Origin of the sequence: Sandarakinorhabdus cyanobacteriorum (assembly GCF_002251755.1) — a bacterium.
In the GTDB taxonomy this organism is placed as follows: domain Bacteria; phylum Pseudomonadota; class Alphaproteobacteria; order Sphingomonadales; family Sphingomonadaceae; genus Sandarakinorhabdus; species Sandarakinorhabdus cyanobacteriorum.
The window spans coordinates 20,191-39,672 of record NZ_NOXT01000097.1; the positions used below are offsets into that span (position 1 = coordinate 20,191).

Here is a 19,482-nt window from a genome sequence, read left to right on the forward strand (position 1 = left end):
GCGCCGGCATGATGCGGCGGCCAGCATGGTTGGCAACCGCCCTGTTGCTGCCCGCGCTGCCTGCGGCTGCCCAGGGCCTGCCCGACGACAATCCGGTGTGGGGCATTGCCGCCCAGCCCAAGCTGCGCGGCTGGCTGGCGGATCGGGCCGCGCAGGATGCCACCGCATCCCTGTGGTGGCTTGATCCCGATGCCCGCGATGCCGGCGGGCCTGGCACCATCGCCGATGCGGTGCGGGCCGCACCGGGCTGGATGGCGCTGGCCGCGCCCGGCAACGGCAGCCTGGCGATTGTCACGCAGCATGGCCGCGCCCGGCCGCTGGTAAGCATCAACGGCATGGCGCTGCCGGGCCAGGCGGCGCTGTTGCCGGCGCTGGGCGATGCCGATCTGTTGCTGGCCGATGGGCCGGGGGGTGGTGCGGCGGCTGGCAGCCTGGCGCAGGATCTGCGCCGGCCCGAAGCGCGGCTGGCCGGTGCCGGCGAATTTGCCGCCGGCGGTTTTGGCAGCCGCCGGCTGGTGGGCCGGCTGGATGTGCCGCTGGCCACAGGGGTGCGGCTGGGCATCGGCGGCCAGTTGCAGCATGATCTGGGCTGGCTGCACAATGTCCGCACCGGGGAGCGGTTGAATCGCGGCCAGCGTGCCGGCCTGTCGGCGCTGGCCGATATCGATCTGGCGCCCGGCCTGCGCTGGGCCCTGTCGGCCAGCTATCACCGGTCGCAGGCGGGCAATCTGCCGGCCAGCGCCTGTGATCCACGGCAGCCCGGCCGCTGTGATGGCCGCTTCACCGCCAGCCCGGCCACCACGCGGCTGGCGTTTGATGCGCCCGGCCTGTGGGGCCCGATCAGCGCCGATCTTGCCCGCCTGCACTTGGGCCAGCGCACCGATCTGCAGCTTTATGGTTCGGATCTGGCGTGGGAATCCGGCCGCTTCAGCCTGGCGTTGCACAATGGCTTTGCCCGGCAGACCGGCCGGCAGGCGCTTGATCTGGCGGGCCAGGGGCTGGTGGCCCGCAGCAACCTCACCGGCCAGCAGCATCGCCTGGCGCTGGCGGTGGATTTCAACATCCTGCGCCTGGGGCTGGAGGCCGGGGTGGAGGATCGCCGCGAAACCCGGCTGGCAGCGGATTCGCTGGCGGGCATGGTGCTGGCCGATCGCCGGATCAGCCAGCAGCAGAGCGACCGTTATGTTGAAGGGCGCGCCAGCTGGCAGGCCAGTGGCCGGCTGGAGCTGGCCGGCGCGCTGCGCCTGACCGACACCGCGCTGACCCTGGACGTGACCGACCAGCGCGGCGGCTGCGCCCCCTGCCTGGCAGCGCCGGGTGGCCAGCGCCAGACGGCGCAACTGCTGACCGGGGATGTCAGTGCCGGGTTTGCCCTGGGGGAGGCGCTGCTGTTCGTGCGCAGCGCCCGCACCGCCCGGCTGCCCGGCTGGAACCTGCTGGCCCGCAATGGCGCCGGCCTCGCCGCGCTGCCGCGTGAAACCGGCTGGCATCATGAGGCGGGGGTGAAGGGCGATCTGTTCGGCAATCATCTGCGGATCAACGCCGCGGCCTTCATCGATCGTACCCGATCGCCGGTGTCGCCGCTGCTGGGGCTGGACCCGTTGGCCGTGGTTGATCCCGGCACGGCGGTGATGCGCAACCATGGGCTTGATCTGTGGGCCAGCGCCCGCCCGCTGCGCCAGCTGGAATTGGCCGGCAGCCTGGCGCTGCAACAGGCGCGCTGGCAGGGCGCCGCGCCGGCCGGCGGGCCGCCCCGGCCGCTTCATGCCCCCGATGTCAGCGCCGGGCTGTCGGCGGCCTGGCACCAGCGGCTGGCCGGCGCCGGCGCCGATCTGGTGCCACGGGTGACGGCGCGGTGGCGCAGCGCCATGCAGGTGGCGGCCGCCGGGCTGTTGCAGGCCCCGGGCGGGCTGGCCCCGGCCGGCTGGCAGATCGATGCCGCCCTGCAGCTGGACATCAGCGAGGGGGGCTGGCTGGTCAGCCTGGAGTGCGAGAATTGCCTGGATCAGCTGATGGTGGACGGCGCGGTGGCCGGCGGCGCCACCCTGAACCGGCCGCGCTGGTGGCAATTGCGCTTCCTGCGCCGCTTTTGACAGGCAAACTGGTTGCAGTTTTGTCACGTTAGCGGGGCTTTGGCGGCTGTCGGCGTGGCATTCACGCATTTTGGGCTTGCGCTGTCACGCTGAACCCCGCTTTAAGCCATGCATCAGGGTCAATCTGATGTGATCGGCCGATATTCGGCCAGCAACAACGAAGGGGACTGGAATGGCCAAGGACGCCAAGCCCGCGGGCAAGAAGATGGACGCGTTGATGAAGCCGCTGACGCCGCAGGGCCCGCTGGCTGCCGTGGTGGGCAATGATCCGCTGCCGCGCGGCCAGGTGGTTGCCAAGGTGTGGGATTATATCCGCGCCAACAACCTGCAGAAGCCGACGGACAAGCGCATGATCGTTGCCGATGCCAAGCTGAAGGCGCTGTTTGGCAAGGATGAATGCTCGATGTTCGAAATGAACAAGTTCATCTCGGCCTATCTGAAGTAAGCCACTGCGCTGAACCGGATGCAAAAGGGCGCTGCGCCGCGAGGGTGCAGCGCCCTTTTTCGTGGCCGCTGTTCGGGCTGCCCGGCGTTCAGGCTGCCCGGCGTTCGGGCAATCGCGCCACCACCAGTGCCGCCACCACCAGCCCGGCGCCCAGCAGCTCGGCCGGGCCGGGCACTTCGCCAAAGCGCACCGCCCCGATGAAGGCGCTGATCGCCGGCTGCACCAGCAGGGTAAGGCCGACCACCAGCGGTGAAAGGTGGCGCACGGCATAGACGATGAGACCCTGGCCGATGACCTGGCTGCCGATGGCCAGTGCCAGGATCGGTGTCCAGTCCGTTGGCCAGAAGCGGCCGGTGGCGGCCAGCGGGGCCAGCGCCAGCGCCGATGCCAGGGTGGCCAGGGCCAGGGCCGGCATCGCATCCAGCGTGCCGCGCAGCTTTTCGATGGCGATCAGATAGACGGTGTAGAAGACGGCCGCGGCCAGGCAGAGCAGATCGCCGGCAAGATGGGTTGCCGATACTTCCGCACTGCGGCCCAGCAGCAGCGCCATGCCGGCCGCCGCTGTTGCCAGCGCCCACCATTGCGGCCGGCTGAGCCGCTGGCGCAGGGCGATCAGGCCATAGAGCGGCAGCAGGAAGGTGGCGGCATTGGCCAGCAGCGTGGCGTTGGCCAGCGTGGTGCGAACAATGCCAAGATGCCAGACCGACAGATCGGCGGCAAAGGCGACGCCGGCCAGTGCCGCCAGCGCCAGCCCGCCGCGCCCGGCCGCCGCCAGGCCACGCCCGCCCGGCGCGCGCATGGCGAACAGCAGCAGGAACGGCACGGCCAGCGCCTGGCGCCAGAAAGCAGAGGCCAGCGGCGCGACATCGGCCAGCCGCACCAGCCAGGGCCCGAAGGCGAGGCACGCCGATCCGGTGACCATGGCCGGGAACGCCAGCCGCCCGGCGGCGGCAGGAGTGGAATTGCTGCCCATTGGCCGGGCTTAGGCGCTTGTGCCGGCGATTGCAGCCATGAAAACCGGCAAGTCTGTCGGAAATTTACAATATGGCCCGGGAAATCGCGTCTATCAGGATGACGCGACCCGCGGACTGGAGCTCCGGCTCCGGTCCCGAAACTTGGCGGCTCAGGCAGCAATGCCTGGGCCGTTTTTTTGCGTCTTGTTTGCAAATTGCGCGTATAAGATGGCGGTGTGACGCCGGCAGGGGGACGGGCCGATGCGTCGGGAGGGGCCGTGATCACGATCCGATATTTCCAGCCGGATCCGGCGCTGAGGGCGCATGTGTCATCCTATTACTGGTTTGAATCGCAGCTGCCGGCCTTTGCCGATCTGATGCGGGCCGAGCTGGGACAGATCCGGCTGGTGGTGGCGGGCACGGCGGTGAACGAATATGGCCAGGGCCGCCAGGTTCAGGGCCGTGGCGCCGTTGTGCAGGGGCCAACCAGTGCGCCGGCGCATTATCGCGCCGCAGGCCGGCTGGCGCTGTTCGGCATCGGGCTGCTGCCGCGCGGCTGGGCCGAACTTGTGGGTGTGCCAGCGGCCGAACTGGCGGACGATGCGGTGGATCTGGCCGGGGTGTGGCCGGCGGGCGGCGTGGCGCGCCTGCTGGATGCGGTGGCCAATGCCGGCAGCGATGCGGCGCGCTGTGCCGTGGTGGATCGGGCGCTGGGCCAGCGGCTGGCGCTTGGGCGCGATGCCCATGCCTGGTTCACCCGGCTGGCCGATGACTGGTTGACCGGCAGCACCAACCCGGCCGTGGATGCGCTGGTGGCGGCATCGGGCATGTCGGCGCGATCGGTGGAGCGGCTGTGCCAGCGCCTCTATGGCGCCTCGCCAAAGCTGTTGGCGCGCAAATATCGGGCGCTGGGGGCGGCGGTGCGGCTGGCCACCGGCGAGGCGGCGGACTGGGTGGATGCGGCCGGCGACGCCTTTTATGATCAGGCGCATTTCATTCGTGAATTCAGGGCCTTCACCGGGCTTACCCCGGCGCGTTTCCAGATCGAGGCGGCGCCAGTGACGCGGCTCACCATCGCGCGCCGGCGGCAGTTGCCGGGTTTGCCCCGCCTGGCGTTGATCGCCTGAAGGCGCGGGCTGCGGCATGACCGCCACACCGGCCCGGCAAACTTGACTATTCGGGGCAGGCGGACCATAACCCGACCAGATTTGTCCACTTTGCCCGAGCGTGGCGGGGAAGCCTTGATTCGACTGACCAATCTTGCCGATTATGCCGTGGTGGTAATGGCTGCCGCCGCGCGCGAACCGTCGGCGAAATTGTCGGCGGCGCGGGTGGCGGAATTGACGATGATCCCGCCGCCCACGGTGGCCAAGCTGATGGGCACGCTGGCCCGTGGCGGGCTGCTCACGGCGTCGCGCGGGGCGGCCGGTGGTTTCACCCTGTCCCGCGAGCCGGCAGCGATCAGCGTGGCGGAAATCGTCGAGGCGGTGGATGGACCGATCGCGCTGACCAGCTGTGTGTCGGGCGATGTGCAGGATTGCGCCATGGAAGGCCATTGCGCCATCCGGGGCCATTGGCCGCCAATCAACCAGGCCGTGCGTGGGGCGCTTGCCGCCGTGTCGCTGGCCGATCTGGTGCAGCCGGCGGCAGCGGCGGCATCCGGGCCAGCCGTGGCCACCGCCACCGCGCTGGCCGATTGAACGAACCGGAAAAGAGTTTGACCATGTCTGATGAAGTGTCTGCCGACACGGTGAACGATGCTGCAGCGCCGGTGCAGGATGCCGAGGCCCGCGCCGCGGTTGAGGATCTGGCCACCTACAAGTGGGGCTTCACCTCGGATGTTGAATCCGAACTGGCACCCAAGGGCCTGAATGCCGACACGGTGCGCTATATCTCGGCCAAGAAGGGCGAGCCGCAGTGGCTGCTGGACTGGCGGTTGAAGGCCTTCGCCAAGTGGGAGGCGATGGAGAGCCCGGATTGGGCCAAGCTGAACATCGCGCCGATCGATTATCAGGATGCCTATTACTACGCCGCGCCCAAGGCCAAGCCGAGCCTGAAATCGCTGGACGAATTGGATCCCGAAATCCGCCGCACCTATGAGAAGCTGGGCATCCCGATCGAGGAGCAGAAGGTGCTGGCCGGGGTGGAAGGCGCGCGGAAGATCGCCGTCGACGCCGTGTTCGACAGCGTGTCGGTGGCCACCACCTTCCGCGAGGAGCTGCGCAAGGCCGGGGTGATCTTCCTGTCCATTTCGGAAGCGGTGAAGGAATTTCCCGATCTGGTGAAGAAGTGGCTGGGCAGCGTCGTGCCCGTCACCGACAATTATTTTGCCTGCCTGAACAGCGCGGTCTTTTCCGATGGCACCTTCGTCTACATCCCCGAAGGCGTGCCCTGCCCGATGGAGCTTTCCACCTATTTCCGCATCAATGCCGCCAACACCGGCCAGTTCGAACGCACGCTGATCATCGCCGACAAGGGCGCTTATGTCTCCTACCTCGAAGGCTGTACCGCCCCGATGCGCGATGAAAACCAGTTGCACGCCGCCGTGGTGGAGCTGGTCGCGCTGGATGATGCCGAGATCAAATATTCCACCGTCCAGAACTGGTATCCGGGCGATGCCGACGGCAAGGGCGGCATCTACAATTTCGTCACCAAGCGCGCCAACTGCCTGGGCAAGAACAGCAAGGTCAGCTGGACCCAGGTCGAAACCGGCAGCGCCATCACCTGGAAATACCCCAGCTGTGTGTTGTCGGGCGAAAACAGCGTGGGCGAATTCTATTCGGTGGCGGTCACCAACAATTGCCAGCAGGCCGATACCGGCACCAAGATGATCCACATCGGCAAGGGCAGCAGTTCCACCATCGTGTCGAAGGGGATTTCGGCCGGCCGGTCGAACGGCACCTATCGCGGGCTGGTGCGGGTGGCGGCCACGGCGGAGGGCGCGCGCAACTTCACCCAGTGCGACAGCCTGCTGCTGGGCAGCCAGTGCGGGGCCCACACCGTGCCCTATATCGAGGTGCGCAACCCCAGCGCCACCATCGAGCATGAGGCGACCACGTCGAAGATTTCGGACGATCAGCTCTTCTATGCCCAATCGCGCGGGCTGGATGCCGAAGCCGCGGTTGGCCTGATCGTCAACGGCTTCTGCCGCGAAGTGCTGCAGCAACTGCCGATGGAATTTGCCGTTGAGGCGCAAAAGCTGCTCGGGCTCAGCCTGGAAGGCTCGGTCGGGTGATGCAGGCCGATGTTCAGGCCTTTTTCGCCGCCTATTCCGCTGCATTTGCCCGGCAGGACAGTGCAGCGCTGGTCGCGGCCTGGTCGTTCCCGGCGCTGATTTCCGGCCCCGGCACTGCCCTTGCCTGTGACGAGGCGCTGTTCCGCCGCAATGTCGAGGCGCTGTTCGGCCTTTATGACCGGCAGGGCGTTGCCAATGCCCGCGCCACGGTGACGGGCGTGGTGCCGCTCGCCCCCGGCGTCGTGCTGTCCCACACCCATTATGCGATGCTGGCCGGCGATGGCGACGTCATCACCGACTGGGACACGCAATATCTGCTGCGTGACCGCGGGCAGGGCTTCCGGGCCTTTGCCGCCGTCAGCGATGGCGAAGTGGCGGCCTGGGCCGCGCGCGGCACGCCCCTGGGGTCGCGGGCATGACGCGCGCCCCCGCCCTGCTGCCGCTGCTGCTGCTCGCCGCCTGCGACGCCGCGCCGCCGCGCGTCGATCCCAAGGGCCAGCAGCTGCGCGCCGAACTGGACAAGCTGACTGCCGATTTCGGCAAATGCGTCGACGACAAGATCGCCGCCGCCGATGTGTCCAAGGATCCCGCCGGCAGCATCGCCATCGCGGCGGTGAAGGCCTGCCGGCCGATCCGCAATGCCCTCACCCTGAAAGTGGCGTCCTTCGACCGCTTTGGCCATCCCAATCACACGCCCAACCAGGCCGAGGCCGTGGCCCAGGCCAGCGTGGGCGTGATCGAAAAAGAAGTGCGCGAAAAGGCGGTGGTCACCATCGTCAAGCGCCAGAACCAGATGAAGTGAGCCCCCACATGCTGATCATCGACAATCTTCATGCCGAAGTGGACGGCAAGCCCATCCTGAAGGGCCTGTCACTCACCGTGAACGCCGGCGAGGTGCACGCCATCATGGGGCCGAACGGCGCCGGCAAATCCACCCTGTCCTATGTGCTGGCCGGGCGTGACGGCTATGCGGTGACCGGCGGTTCGGTGACCTTCCGGGGCGAGGATCTGCTGGCCAAGGAACCGCATGAGCGCGCGGCGGCCGGCCTGTTCCTGGGCCTGCAATATCCGGTGGAAATCCCCGGCGTCTCCAACCTCCTCTTCCTGCGCACCGCGCTCAACGCCCAGCGCACCCTGCGCGGCGAGCCCGAAGTGTCGGGCGCCGAGTTCATGAAGCTGGCCAAGGCGGCCGCCGAAAAGCTGGGCCTGCCGTTCGACATGATGAAGCGCGCGGTGAACCAGGGCTTTTCCGGCGGCGAGAAGAAGCGCAACGAAATGGTGCAGATGCACGTGCTGAAGCCGTGGCTGGCCGTGCTGGACGAGACGGATTCGGGCCTCGACATCGATGCGCTGCGTGTCGTGTCCGAAGGCATCAACGCCATGCGCTCGCCCGATCACGCCACGCTGCTGATCACCCATTATCAGCGGCTGCTCGATTATGTCGTGCCCGATCATATCCATGTGCTGATGGATGGCCGCATCGTCCATTCGGGCGGTGCCGATCTCGCCCACAAGCTGGAGGCGGAAGGTTATTCCGCGATCGCCGCATGAGCGCGCTTCCGACCCGCAGGGATGAGGCCTTTCGCTACAGCGATCTGGCCGCTGTCGCCCGGCATTGGCCGGTCGCCGTTGAACCCGTGGTGGTGCCGGCTGGCGAAACCCATGCCGATCTGATCGTCACCACCGCCGACAGCCCGGTGATCCGCCATCTCGCCATCAATGTCGGCGCCGGTGCCGCCTGCCGCTACACGATCATCGATGGCGGTCGCGATTATGGCCGCATCGCGCTGGATGTGACGCTGCATGATGGTGCCGATTTCCAGCTGGGCTGCGTGCTGATCGGTTCGGCCACACAGACGATCGAGCTGGTCACCACCGTGCGCCACATTGGCCCCAACGCCACCAGCCGCCAGATCGTGCGCGCCGTGGCGGGTGGCGCGGCCACCACCACCTATCTGGGCCAGGTCGCCGTGGCGCGCGAAGGCCAGAAGACCGACAGCAGCCAGTCGTTCAAGGCCATTCTGCTCAATCGCGGCGCCACCGCCAACGCCAAGCCGGAGCTGGAAATCTTTGCCGACGATGTGAAATGCGCCCACGGCGCCGCCATCGGCGAGCTCGACAAAGACGCGCTTTTCTACATGACCAGCCGGGGCGTACCCAAGCCGCAGGCCCGCGGCCTGCTGACCCGCGCCTTCCTGTCAGACGCGCTCGACGGGCTGGACGAAGCGGCGGTCGAAACGCTGGATGCCGTCATCACCGCCCGGCTGGAGGCGGCTGCGTGAGCCGCTCAATCGGCCATGCGCTTGAAGATGTAACCGCCACCGGCGGGGCCCCACACGCGCGTGCCATCGGCGGCAAAGCCGCGATCCCAGTTCACATAGGCGTCGCGCGTCGCCACGCTGCGGCTTTCCATCATCACCGCGCCGCGAAAATTGTTGGTGCAGCTTTCGGTGCCGCCCACGAACACGCCGGTGGCGATGCGCTCCAGCCGGTTGTGGCAGCTGGCCGGTGCGAGATCATCGGGGCTGAGCGTGGCGAGACGGGCGTCACCGGGCGTCAGGTTGAGCCATTTGGCGCCATCCCTGACGCGGAAATTGTCCCGCCGCAGCACGCCCGGCGCGATTTCGACAACGCGGGCGACAAACTGGAAATAGGGCTTCAGCCGCGCCGCCGCCGGCGTCGTGCCCGGCGCGCTGGTGATCGCTTGTTCCTGATACAGCCACACGCCATCCGTGCGTTGCGGCCAGATGCGGGTGATCGCCACCTCCACAACGTCGTACCGGCTGTCGGCGGCATGTTGTTCGGCGCTGGAAAAGCGGCCCGTCGTGGTGCGGGCATAATCCTCGGGCAACGTCACCGGCTGGGTGGCGGCGATCTGCAGGGCGATCAGGGCGGCAAGCATCTTGTCCTCCGGGGGCTGGGCGCATGAGCATAACCGACGCCACCGCCCCGGCAATGCTGGACCTGAAGGGCGATTTTCCCGGTCTGGCCGGTGATTGGGCCTATCTCGACACAGCGGCGACCGCGCAGAAACCGCAAGCGGTGATCGATGCCATCGCGCGCTGTTATGGCCCGGATTATGCGACCGTGCATCGCGGCGTCTATGAACGCTCCGCCACGATGACTCTGCGCTTTGAAGAGGCGCGCGCCCGGGTCGCCCGCTTCATCGGCGCAGCCGATCCCAATGAGGTGGTGTTCGTGCGCGGCGCCACCGAAGGCATCAACCTGGTGGCCAACAGCTGGGGCCAGCGGCTCAAGCCCGGTGACCGCATCCTGATTTCCGCGCTGGAGCATCACAGCAACATCGTGCCCTGGCAGATGCTGTGCGAACGCGCCGGCGCCATGCTGGATGTGGCCCCGATCACTGGCGATGGCCGCATCGACGAGGCGGCGCTGATTGCCATGATCCGGCCGGAAACCCGGCTGGTCAGCATTGCCCATGTTTCCAACGTGCTGGGTGGCACCGCCGATGTGCGCCGCATTGCCGATGCCGCCCATGCGGCGGGCGCGCTGCTGCTGGTGGACGGCTGCCAGGCCGCGCCGCGTCTCGCGCTCGACATGGCGGCACTGGGCTGCGATTTCTATGTCTTCTCCGGGCACAAGCTTTATGGCCCCACCGGCATCGGCGTGCTGTGGGCGCGGGCGGACCTGCTGGATTCGATGCCACCCTGGCAGGGTGGCGGCGCGATGATCGAAACGGTGACGTTCGAACGCACCAGCTATGCCCCGCCGCCCGGCCGTTTCGAAGCCGGCACCCCGCACATCGAAGGCGTGATCGGCCTGGCCGCCGCCATCGATTATGTGGAGGCCATTGGGCTTGAGCGCATCCATGCCCACGAGGCGGCGCTGGTGCGGCAGGCGCGCAGCGCGCTGCAGGGCATCAACAGCCTGACCCTGCATGGCCCTGACGACAGCGCCGGCATCCTCAGCTTTTCGATGCAGGGGGTGCACCCGCACGATATCGGCACCATATTGGATGAAGCGGGCGTGGCGATCCGCGCCGGCCATCATTGCGCGCAGCCGCTGATGCACATCCTGGGCGTGCCCGCCACCGCCCGCGCCAGTTTCGGCCTCTATTCCAGCCCGCGCGATGTCCAGCGGCTGGTTGAGGGGCTTGCCCGTGTCTCCCGCATTTTTGGGGTGAAATGATGACTGAACGCAGCTTCGAGGTTGAGGAAGTGAGCGAGGCCAAGCCGGTGGCAAAAGCCCCGCCGCTGCGGGCCGCTGCCGAGGCGGCGGCTGCCGAAGCCGGGCCCCGCCAGCCGGATTATCTGGACGGTTTCCTGAAGCAGAAGCCGGAACCAGTGGCGCCCGAAGCCCCCGGCGGCGACCTGTATGACGAGGTGATCGCCGCGCTGCGCCAGATCCACGATCCCGAAATCCCGGTGAACATCTATGATCTGGGCCTGATCTATGGCGTGGAAATCAGCAATGGCCACGCCATCGTGACGATGACGCTGACCACGCCGCATTGCCCGGTGGCCGAATCCATGCCGGGCGAAGTGGAAATCCGCGTCTGCGCCGTGCCGGGCATTCAGAGCTGCGATGTCTCTCTGGTGTGGGATCCGCCTTGGGATCCGGGCAAGATGAGCGACGAGGCCCGGCTGGAAATGGGAATGCTGTGATGGAACAGACCACACTCACCCGCCGCCCGCGCCCCGCCCCGGTGATCGTCACCGAAGGCGCGGCCAATCGCATCGCCACCATCCTGAAAGACGCGCCGGCCGATGCCGTGGGCGTGCGCCTGTCCACCCCGCGCCGCGGCTGTTCGGGCCTCGCCTATGATCTGGCCTATGTCACCGCCGCCAAACCCGGCGATGAGCGCATCGACACGCCGGGCGGCACGCTGTTCATCGACGGCGGCAGCCTGATGTATCTGATCGGCAGCACCATGGACTGGCGCGAGGATGATTTCACCGCCGGCTTCGTGTTCAACAACCCGAATGCCAAGGGTTCGTGTGGCTGCGGGGAAAGCTTCACCGTCTGATCGCGCGCGCCGCGACACCATCGCCGCTGCCCGCCTGCCTGCCGGCCCGCTATCGCAGCCAACATGCGCTTCCCCCTTACCCGCACCGAAGCCCTTGCCCGGCTGACCGAATTCCTGCCGCTGGCCGGCCGTGCCTATGCCGCGCGGCGCAACCATGATGGCGGGCCCGATGGCCGGGCCACCACCTCGCTGCTCTCTCCCGCCATCCGCCGCCGGCTGGTGAGCGAGGCGGAGGTGGCCGCGGCCGCCGTGGCCGCCCATGGCTTTGGCGGGGCGGAGAAGTTCGTCCAGGAAGTGTGCTGGCGCACCTATTGGGTCGGCTGGCTGCAGCAGCGACCCGAAATCTGGGCGCGCTGGCAGGCCGATGTGGTGCGCATGGAGGCGATGCTGGCCGAGGATGGCAAGTGGCAGCGTCGATACCACCAGGCCATGGCCGGCCAAACCGGGATCGACTGTTTCGATGCCTGGGTGGCCGAACTGCAGGAAACCGGCTGGCTGCACAACCATGTGCGGATGAGCTTTGCCAGCATCTGGTGCTTCACGCTGCGCCTGCCCTGGCAGCTGGGCGCGGCCTTCTTCTACCGCCATCTGCTCGATGCCTGCCCGGCTTCGAACACGCTGGGCTGGCGCTGGGTGGTGGGGCTGCAGACGGCGGGCAAGACCTATCTGGCGCGTGCCGATCTGATCCGCGACCTGTCGGGCGGGCGCTTTCAGGTGGCGGCGCCGCTGGCGCGCGAGGCAGCGCCCTGGCCAACCGATATCATTCCCCCGCCAATCCCGCCGGCGCCGGTGCAGCATGCCGATCCGGCCCTGCGCACCGGCCTGTTCATCACGTCGGAGGATGTGAGCCTGGAAACCTTGCCGCTGCCTGCCAGCCCGGTGGCGCTGGCGGCGACCAGTGGCATCGGCGGCGCGCCGGCACCGCTGAAACGGCGGGTGGCCGATGCCATGCTGGCCGATGGCGTGGACCGTGCTGCCCACCGGTTGGGGCTGGCGCCCGAACGGCTGGATGAAGCCGATGCGGTGGAGGCAATGCGCGCCTGGGCCGCCCGCCACCGCCTCGCCCAGATCATCACCGCCGATGCACCGGTGGGCCCGGTGAAGGACCGGCTGGATGTGCTGGCGCCCGTGCTGGCCGGCGATGGTGTGCGGCTGGTCCGCCTGCGCCGGGCCTGGGATGATGTGGCCTGGCCGCAGGCGAAGAAGGGTTTCTTCCCGTTCAAGGCCGCCATCCCGAAACTGCTGGCGCTGCCGCCCGCTGCTCTGGCATGAGGTGGGGATGCGCATCCTTCTCCTGCTGCTGCCCATCGCGCTCACCGGCTGCAGCGTGGCGCGGGCGGTGATCACCGCGCCGATCAAGGCGGGAGAGGCAATTTACGACGCCGCGACCGAAAGCCAGGAGGAGGCCGACATCAAGCGCGGCCGCGCCGCCCGCAAGGCAGAGGAAAAGGCCGCCCGCGATGCCCGCAAGGCCGAAAAGGCCCGCGATGCCGAGGGCCGGCCCTATCGGGTGGGTGGGCCGAGATAGAGATCGGCGATATCGTCGATGAAGCGCTGTGGATTGGCGCCGGCCAGATTGGTGAGCACCACAATGGCCAGCCCGTGATCGGGATAGACGAAGAAGGCCGAACGCGCCCCGCCAATGCCGGCCAGGATGCGGCGCTGGCGGCTTTCCAGCACCGGCCAGCCCATTGCCCATTCACCGGGCTTGCCATCGGCGAGCCGGTCGCGCTGCCACATGCGGGCGCGGGTGGCAGGCGCCATCAGCCGGCCATCCTGCAGCGCGATCAGCCAGCCCGCCATGTCGGTGGCGGTGGTGACGATACCGGCGCCGGTGCGCATGAAGGGTGGAAACATGTCCCGCCAATGGCCCAGCACGTCGCCCTTGATCTCTGTGCCGCCGCGCAGCTGGCGATAGAAGCTGTAGCTTTGGGCGCGGCCGGGGATGATGTCGTCGCTGTCGCCCAGCAGCGTGCGGGCCATGCCGGCCGGGCCAAATTGGCGCTGCTGGAAGAAGGCCGGGAAACCGCCGCCGGTCTGGGCGGCGATGATGCGGCCGAGCAGGGCATAGTTGGTCTGGTTATAGGCAAAGCGGGCGCCAACCGCGGCCTCTGGCGGTTTGGCCATCACCTGCCGCCACGCCTGGGCCTCGCTGGCGGCGATCACCCAGTCGCCATCGATGATGTCGGGCAGGCCGGATTAGTGGGAGAGCAGCTGGTGCAGCGGGATCGTGGCCCAGGCCGGCGGCAGATCGGGCAGGTAGCGGCCGATGGGCGCGTCGAGATCAAGCCGGCCGGCCTCCACCAGCTGCATCACCGCAACGCCGGTGAAGCTCTTGGTTGCCGAATTGATCGAGAAGCGGGTTTCCGGTGTGACCTTGCTGCCCTGTTCCAGATTGGACATCCCCAGCGCGGCGTTGAGCAGGATGCGGCCATCCTTGACCACGGCGATCTGCAGGCCGGGGATATGGTCGTTGGCCATGCGCGCCGTCAGCAGATTGATCGCGGCGGCATTGCGGGCCGGGTCAGGCGCTGCGCTGGCAGGCGTCTGGGCCCTGGCGGCCGGGCCGGCCAGCAGCGCGAGGGCGGCGGCGATGAGCATCAGGCGCATGGGAATCTCCGGCAGATCTGCGACAGTGTGTCGACTACAATCGTAATCGTCAAGGCCCGGCTTGCGCGGGGCGCGGTGGCCGTTCACGGTGCCTGCAATGGGGGAACGGCGCGAGATTGGCGGCCATCCGGCTGGGTTGGCCATTGTCACGGTGGCAGAAGCGGTGCAGGCCGCCGGCATCTATGGCGTGCAGGCGCTGCTGATCCTCTACATGGCCAACGCATTGTTCACGCCGGCGATGCTGGACAGTGTGGGCGGTTTCACCGCCTGGCGCGCCCTGCTGGAAAGCCTGTTCGGGCCGATGAGCCTGCAGGCGCTCGCCACCCAGACGATGGGGCTGTATCTCGGGCTGTTCTTCCTCACCCCACTGCTGGGCGGCTGGCTGGGCGATCGGGTGTGGGGCCCGCGCCTCACCTGCATCATCGGCGCCGCCCTGGCGACGGGCGGCATGGTGATGGTGATCCTGCCCGCCACCTTCCTGCCCGGCCTGCTGGTCAGCGCGCTGGGCGCCGGCGCGCTGCGCTGCAATCTGAATGCCCAGACCGGCCATCTTTATGCCCGCGATGATGGCCGCCGCGATGCTGCCTTCTCGATCCTGGCGGCGGGGCTCAACACCGGGGCGTTCCTCGGGCCGCTGCTGATCGGTGCGCTGGGGGAACGGGTGGATTGGCAATGGGGCTTTGCCGTTGCCAGCGGCTGCATGGCGCTGGCGGCGATCACGCTGATGGCCGGCAATGGCCTGATGCCGCCCGACACGCCGCACGCGGCCCGGCGCAGCGCCCGGCTGCAGCACGGCGATGGCCGCACCATCGCGGCGCTGGTGATGGTGATGCTGTTCACCAGCCTGTTCTGGCTGGCGCAAAGCCAGGTGTGGAATGTCTATGCGCTGTGGGGCCGCGATCATCTCGATCGGCTGGTGCTGGGCCTTGAGGTGCCGGTCAGCTGGCTGCAGGCGTTTGACAGTCTGGCCCCGATCATGGCGGTGCCGCCGGTGCTGGCGCTGTGGCGTGCCCAGGCGGCGGCCGGTCGGGTGCCCGGCGAACTGGGCAAGATCGGCATCGGCATGGCGCTGATGGGCGGCGCCTTCATCTGGCTGGCGCTGGGCAGCGGCATCTTGCTGGGGCAGGGGCAAACGCCCATCCTGTGGGTGGTGATGTTCCACCTGATCCTGAATGTCGGTTGGCTATATCTGGTGCCCACGGTGAACGCGCTGTTTTCGCGCACCGCACCGCCGGCGGTGACCGGCGTGATGCTGGGCGCGGTGCAGTTCGGCGTGTTCATAGGCAGCACCATGTCGGGCTGGCTGGGCCGGTTCTATGAACGCATGGCGGCGGCGGATTTCTGGCTGCTGCATGCCGCCTTTCCGCTGGCCGGGGCGGCGCTGCTGTGGCTGGTGCGCGGCCGGCTGGCCAAGGTGCTCCGGCTCTGAACGGCAAAATGGGAGCTGATGTCGCCATCAGCCCCCACTGTGTCGTGCCATTCGCTTCGGTCGGCGCCTGCGCTCACGGCTTCGTCAGCTGGAGCTGCGGCGGCTGGCCTTCCGCGAGGTCGCGGCACTTTCGCATCCGGTGGAGGGATGGCGGTTGCCCGCCACCTCGCCACCGTTGCCGGACCGTTCGTCCCAGCACGCCTTCGTCCTGATCCCCGCTGCGGTCCCGGCTTGCGCCGTTCCTGCTGGCTGTGGCCTCGCCTTCGTCCGGTGTTACCCGTTTCCGGCTGCGTCACGGTCCTTCGGGGTTCACCGCTGCGGCTGGCGCCGTCGCGGCTGACCTTGCGTGCGGGCCTGGCGGCCCCCGGCTGCTGCTCTCACCCGCTGCGCGTTTCGCCCGCTGGCTTGCGCCGTTGGATTGTTCGCGCGTGGGCTGGCGTTGCCGCCGGTTCCGGCCCTGCCCGGCTGGCGCTGGTCTGGCCCCAGGTTGCCCTGGATCCGGGTTGCCCCGTCTGTGGGTTGCCCCACCGCCTCGCCTTGCCTGCCGGCTTCCGGCCGGTTGGGCTGGCGCTCCGTCCCGGTGGTGGGAGAGAGGCTTGCGCCTGTCTGCCGCCATGCTCCGGGCTGGCCTTCCTGCCCTGCCTCTTCCTGGTTTCAATTCCCCGCGGTTAAGCGGGATGGTCTCCAGAAACTGGCTGTAACCCTTTCATTTCCTTTGGCATTTCTGCCACCGTCAATTCCCGGCTACAGGTGAATGCTCTCACCGATCGGGTGAGTCGTCAAAATGAAATATTGGCCATCAGGCCTGTGGATAACGGGGATAACGGGGATGGAATCTGACCGCGCGCCGATACCCGCCCGAATCAGGCCGCCGTCCAGCCGCCATCCATGCTGATGTTGGCGCCGGTGATCTGGCTCGCCGCGTCGCTGCACAGGAAGATCGCGGTCTGCGCCACTTGGGTTACCGTCACGAACTGGCGTGTGGGCTGCGCCTTCAACAGCACATCCTCGATCACCTGTTCGCGGGTCAGGCCGCGTGCGGCCATCGTGTCGGGGATCTGCTTTTCCACCAGCGGCGTCCACACATAGCCGGGGCTGATGCAGTTCACCGTCACGCCGTGGGTTGCCACCTCCAGCGCCACCGCCTTGGTGAAGCCGGCAATGCCATGCTTGGCCGCGACATAGGCCGACTTGAACGGCGAGGCGACCAGGCTGTGCGCCGAGGCGGTGTTGATGATCCGCCCCCAGCCGGCCGCCTTCATGCCCGGCACCGCCGCCCGCGTGGTGTGGAACGCGCTCGACAGGTTGATGGCCAGGATCGCGTCCCACTTCTCGGCCGGGAACTCCTCCACCGGCGACACGAACTGGATGCCGGCGTTGTTGACGAGGATATCCACCCCGCCAAGCTGCTCCTGGGCCGTCGCCATCATGTCGGCAATCTCGCCGGGCTTGCTCATGTCCGCCCCATGATAGAGCGCACCCCCCGCTTCGGCCTGCGCCGCCGCGATCTGCGCCGCATCGCCAAAGCCGTTGATCATCACCCGCGCGCCGCCTGCGCTGAGCGCCTTGGCAATGGCGAGCCCAATGCCGCTGGTCGCCCCGGTGACGAGCGCGCGCTTGCCAGCCAACGGCATCAGATGCGCTCCACCGCGATGGCGGTCGCCTCGCCGCCGCCGATGCACAGGGCCGCCACCCCGCGCCGGCCGCCGGTCCGCTCCAGCGCGGCCAGCAGGGTGGCGACGATGCGCGCCCCCGATGCACCAATCGGATGGCCCAGCGCACAGGCGCCGCCATGGATGTTCAGCTTCTCGTGCGGGATGTTCAGATCGTGCATGGCGATCATGGCGACGGCGGCAAAGGCCTCGTTCACCTCGAACAGGTCCACATCGGCCACGCTCCACCCCGCCTTGGCCAGCACCTTCCGGATCGCCGGCACTGGGGCGGTGGTGAACTTCGCCGGCTCATGCGCGTGGCCTGCGTGCGCCACGATGCGTGCCTGCACGGCCAGGCCATCGCGCGCCGCCACGCTCGCCCGCGTCAGCACCAGCGCCGCCGCACCATCGCTGATGGAGGAGGCATTGGCCGCCGTGATGGTGCCATCCTTGGCAAAGGCGGGTTTGAGCGTCGGGATCTTGTCCGGCCGGGCCTTGCCGGGCTGTTCATCGGTGTCGATCACCATCTCACCGCCGCGGCCGCTGATGGTGACCGGCACGATCTCGGCGGCAAAGGCACCACCCGCAATCGCCGCCTGGGCGCGGGCAAGGCTGGCGATGGCAAAAGCGTCCTGCGCTTCCCGCGTGAACTGATAATCCCGCGCCGCTTCCTCGGCAAAACTGCCCATCAGGCGGCCGGGATCATAGGCATCCTCCAGCCCATCCAGATACATCGAATCCTTTATCGCATCATGGCCGATCCGCGCGCCGCCGCGATGCTTGGTCAGAAGATAGGGCGCATTGGTCATGCTCTCCATGCCGCCGGCCACAATCACCTCCGCACTGCCGGCCGCCAGCGCATCATGCGCCATGATCATCGCCTGCATGCCGCTGCCACACATCTTGTTGACCGTCGTCGCCTCGACACCAAGCGGCAACCCCGCCCCCAACGCCGCCTGCCGCGCCGGCGCCTGGCCCAGCCCAGCCGGCAGCACACAGCCCATCACGATCTGCTCCACCCTGTCCGCCGCCACCCCGGCCCGCGCAACCGCCGCCTTCACCGCCGCCGCCCCCAGATCGGTGGCCTTCACGCCGCTCAAGGCGCCCTGGAACCCACCCATCGGCGTGCGGGCATAGCTGGCGATGACAACGGGATCAGACATGGCAGGGACTCCGGTTGATTTGCCGGCCTTTTACGAGTGTGGGGTTGCAGGCGGAAGGGAGAAAGCGGCGAATCACATTGGCGATGCGGCCCACCTTGTTTTGACACAATTGACAGATTCAACGGGAGTCAGCGTTGTTCTGGTTGGTGAAAACGGTTTTCAACGACGCATCGCACCCGGCAACAGACCGGCAAAAGCGGGATTTGCAGCGCGATGATCATGACAGGAATGGCCTGTGTAGGACAGGGATTATGGTTCAGAAGAAGGAGGCCTCCGGCGGGCAGGGACTCGTCCCTGCACCCATTTGTTTTCTGGCAGGGCTTGATGACTGGCTTGCGTTGGCTGCAACAACCCGCCTACCGACTGATCATAATGGCCCTGATGGATGCAATCTGTCGCCTGGCGTTCGCAGCGGCCTCAAGCTGTACGTGCTTCAGGCTGGCATTGGCGGGTTCAGCACATTCGACAATTGTGCTGGATTTTTCGTAGGCAGCATCCGCTTCTGAAATGGCAAATTGGGCGGAGAATGGGGTGCCTGCCAGGTCCTCCTTCAAGTTTGCCACGGCGTCGGCAACTGATCGAAAGACCTCCTTATTGGAGGCCGATGCCACCACAGAGCAGCCTGGATCAATGTAAAGCAACAAGTTGCGGGTGAGATAGCGAAACACTGGCGCAGCCCCGGCGATGCCCTTTGGGTCGATTGGAAGGGGACGAAGAGATTGGGCCAACGCGCCCAGCCTGGGCAAAGTTTCGGCCACCACCGCCTTCGTCATTTCTACGTGCAGCTGCGCCCACTTGGGTGAATCGTCTGCCCAGCATCCATTTTCGCGAATGAGCCTGTATCGGGCATCCTGTCTGGCGACCAAGAGGTGCGACGGTCGCGTCCCGGCAGGTGGTGTAGGTTATGAGGGTAGC

At 67.6% G+C, this 19,482-nt stretch carries 20 protein-coding genes and 1 pseudogene; 15 read left to right on the forward strand and 6 right to left on the reverse strand.

Annotation, left to right across the window (positions count from 1 at the left end):
* The first annotated feature begins 44 nt into the window (after positions 1–44).
* Both CHU93_RS06015 and CHU93_RS06020 read left to right on the forward strand, forming a co-directional pair.
* Complete coding sequence (locus tag CHU93_RS06015) at positions 45–2,093, forward strand: TonB-dependent receptor (RefSeq protein ID WP_165768625.1); 2,049 nt, start codon at positions 45–47, stop codon at positions 2,091–2,093.
* A 172-nt stretch (positions 2,094–2,265) separates the two neighbouring features.
* Complete coding sequence (locus tag CHU93_RS06020) at positions 2,266–2,538, forward strand: SWIB/MDM2 domain-containing protein (protein ID WP_086115288.1); 273 nt, start codon at positions 2,266–2,268, stop codon at positions 2,536–2,538.
* 88 nt (positions 2,539–2,626) lie between these two features.
* Here CHU93_RS06020 and CHU93_RS06025 read toward each other — a convergent pair whose 3' ends face one another.
* Positions 2,627–3,511 (reverse strand): DMT family transporter, encoded by an 885-nt coding sequence (locus CHU93_RS06025; RefSeq protein ID WP_094473215.1) that lies wholly within the window; start codon positions 3,509–3,511, stop codon positions 2,627–2,629.
* 258 nt (positions 3,512–3,769) lie between these two features.
* Between CHU93_RS06025 and CHU93_RS06030 the strand changes: the two genes are divergently transcribed.
* The 7 genes from CHU93_RS06030 to CHU93_RS06060 all read left to right on the forward strand — a co-directional run bounded on the left by CHU93_RS06030 (position 3,770) and on the right by CHU93_RS06060 (position 9,008).
* Entirely contained in the window at positions 3,770–4,618 is an 849-nt protein-coding gene (locus tag CHU93_RS06030) for an AraC family transcriptional regulator (RefSeq protein ID WP_094473216.1), read from the forward strand.
* Positions 4,619–4,732: 114 nt separating this feature from the next.
* Positions 4,733–5,191 carry an SUF system Fe-S cluster assembly regulator gene (locus tag CHU93_RS06035; protein WP_341476564.1) on the forward strand — a complete coding sequence of 153 codons (459 nt, stop codon included), beginning with the start codon at positions 4,733–4,735 and terminating at the stop codon, positions 5,189–5,191.
* A gap of 23 nt (positions 5,192–5,214) precedes the next feature.
* On the forward strand, positions 5,215–6,726 hold the full coding sequence (sufB, locus tag CHU93_RS06040) for a Fe-S cluster assembly protein SufB (RefSeq protein WP_094473217.1): 1,512 nt from the start codon (positions 5,215–5,217) through the stop codon (positions 6,724–6,726).
* On the forward strand, positions 6,726–7,145 hold the full coding sequence (locus CHU93_RS06045) for a hypothetical protein (protein ID WP_094473218.1): 420 nt from the start codon (positions 6,726–6,728) through the stop codon (positions 7,143–7,145). Before sufB ends, CHU93_RS06045 begins: the two co-directional genes overlap by 1 nt.
* Complete coding sequence (locus CHU93_RS06050) at positions 7,142–7,528, forward strand: hypothetical protein (protein WP_094473219.1); 387 nt, start codon at positions 7,142–7,144, stop codon at positions 7,526–7,528. Before CHU93_RS06045 ends, CHU93_RS06050 begins: the two co-directional genes overlap by 4 nt.
* Before the next feature lie 8 nt (positions 7,529–7,536).
* The gene (gene sufC, locus CHU93_RS06055; RefSeq protein ID WP_094473220.1) at positions 7,537–8,277 is read left to right on the forward strand and encodes a Fe-S cluster assembly ATPase SufC; all 741 of its coding nucleotides are present in this window, start codon (positions 7,537–7,539) and stop codon (positions 8,275–8,277) included.
* Positions 8,274–9,008 (forward strand): SufD family Fe-S cluster assembly protein, encoded by a 735-nt coding sequence (locus CHU93_RS06060; protein ID WP_094473221.1) that lies wholly within the window; start codon positions 8,274–8,276, stop codon positions 9,006–9,008. The genes sufC and CHU93_RS06060 overlap by 4 nt, the downstream gene beginning before the upstream one ends.
* 5 nt (positions 9,009–9,013) lie before the next feature.
* On the opposite strand, the gene CHU93_RS06065 is transcribed toward CHU93_RS06060, so the two are convergent.
* Entirely contained in the window at positions 9,014–9,628 is a 615-nt protein-coding gene (locus CHU93_RS06065; protein WP_094473222.1) for a chromophore lyase CpcT/CpeT, read from the reverse strand.
* A 23-nt stretch (positions 9,629–9,651) separates the two neighbouring features.
* Between CHU93_RS06065 and CHU93_RS06070 the strand changes: the two genes are divergently transcribed.
* The 5 genes from CHU93_RS06070 to CHU93_RS06090 all read left to right on the forward strand — a co-directional run bounded on the left by CHU93_RS06070 (position 9,652) and on the right by CHU93_RS06090 (position 13,241).
* Positions 9,652–10,875, forward strand: coding sequence for an aminotransferase class V-fold PLP-dependent enzyme (locus CHU93_RS06070; protein ID WP_094473223.1), 1,224 nt, complete (start codon positions 9,652–9,654; stop codon positions 10,873–10,875).
* Complete coding sequence (locus CHU93_RS06075; protein WP_086115280.1) at positions 10,872–11,351, forward strand: DUF59 domain-containing protein; 480 nt, start codon at positions 10,872–10,874, stop codon at positions 11,349–11,351. Before CHU93_RS06070 ends, CHU93_RS06075 begins: the two co-directional genes overlap by 4 nt.
* Positions 11,351–11,713: a HesB/IscA family protein gene (locus tag CHU93_RS06080; protein WP_086115279.1), complete on the forward strand. Its 363-nt coding sequence runs from the start codon at positions 11,351–11,353 to the stop codon at positions 11,711–11,713. Before CHU93_RS06075 ends, CHU93_RS06080 begins: the two co-directional genes overlap by 1 nt.
* Positions 11,714–11,776: 63 nt before the next feature.
* Positions 11,777–12,985: an FAD-binding domain-containing protein gene (locus CHU93_RS06085; RefSeq protein WP_094473224.1), complete on the forward strand. Its 1,209-nt coding sequence runs from the start codon at positions 11,777–11,779 to the stop codon at positions 12,983–12,985.
* A gap of 7 nt (positions 12,986–12,992) precedes the next feature.
* On the forward strand, positions 12,993–13,241 hold the full coding sequence (locus CHU93_RS06090; RefSeq protein ID WP_094473225.1) for a hypothetical protein: 249 nt from the start codon (positions 12,993–12,995) through the stop codon (positions 13,239–13,241).
* Here the strand turns inward: CHU93_RS06090 and CHU93_RS17720 are convergent.
* Positions 13,217–14,503, reverse strand: a pseudogene (locus CHU93_RS17720) (serine hydrolase domain-containing protein). The gene CHU93_RS06090 and the pseudogene CHU93_RS17720 overlap by 25 nt on opposite strands.
* On the opposite strand from CHU93_RS17720, the gene CHU93_RS06100 reads away from it, so the two are divergent.
* The gene (locus tag CHU93_RS06100) at positions 14,421–15,752 is read left to right on the forward strand and encodes a peptide MFS transporter (RefSeq protein ID WP_094473226.1); all 1,332 of its coding nucleotides are present in this window, start codon (positions 14,421–14,423) and stop codon (positions 15,750–15,752) included. The pseudogene CHU93_RS17720 and the gene CHU93_RS06100 overlap by 83 nt on opposite strands.
* Before the next feature lie 863 nt (positions 15,753–16,615).
* On the opposite strand, the gene CHU93_RS06105 is transcribed toward CHU93_RS06100, so the two are convergent.
* The 3 genes from CHU93_RS06105 to CHU93_RS06115 all read right to left on the reverse strand — a co-directional run bounded on the left by CHU93_RS06105 (position 16,616) and on the right by CHU93_RS06115 (position 19,340).
* Positions 16,616–17,386 (reverse strand): 3-hydroxybutyrate dehydrogenase, encoded by a 771-nt coding sequence (locus tag CHU93_RS06105; protein ID WP_094473227.1) that lies wholly within the window; start codon positions 17,384–17,386, stop codon positions 16,616–16,618.
* A complete protein-coding gene (locus CHU93_RS06110) occupies positions 17,386–18,567 on the reverse strand; it encodes an acetyl-CoA C-acyltransferase (RefSeq protein WP_094473228.1) in 1,182 nt (393 codons plus the stop codon). The genes CHU93_RS06105 and CHU93_RS06110 overlap by 1 nt, the downstream gene beginning before the upstream one ends.
* 356 nt (positions 18,568–18,923) lie before the next feature.
* Entirely contained in the window at positions 18,924–19,340 is a 417-nt protein-coding gene (locus tag CHU93_RS06115) for a hypothetical protein (RefSeq protein WP_094473229.1), read from the reverse strand.
* Positions 19,341–19,482 lie beyond the last annotated feature (142 nt).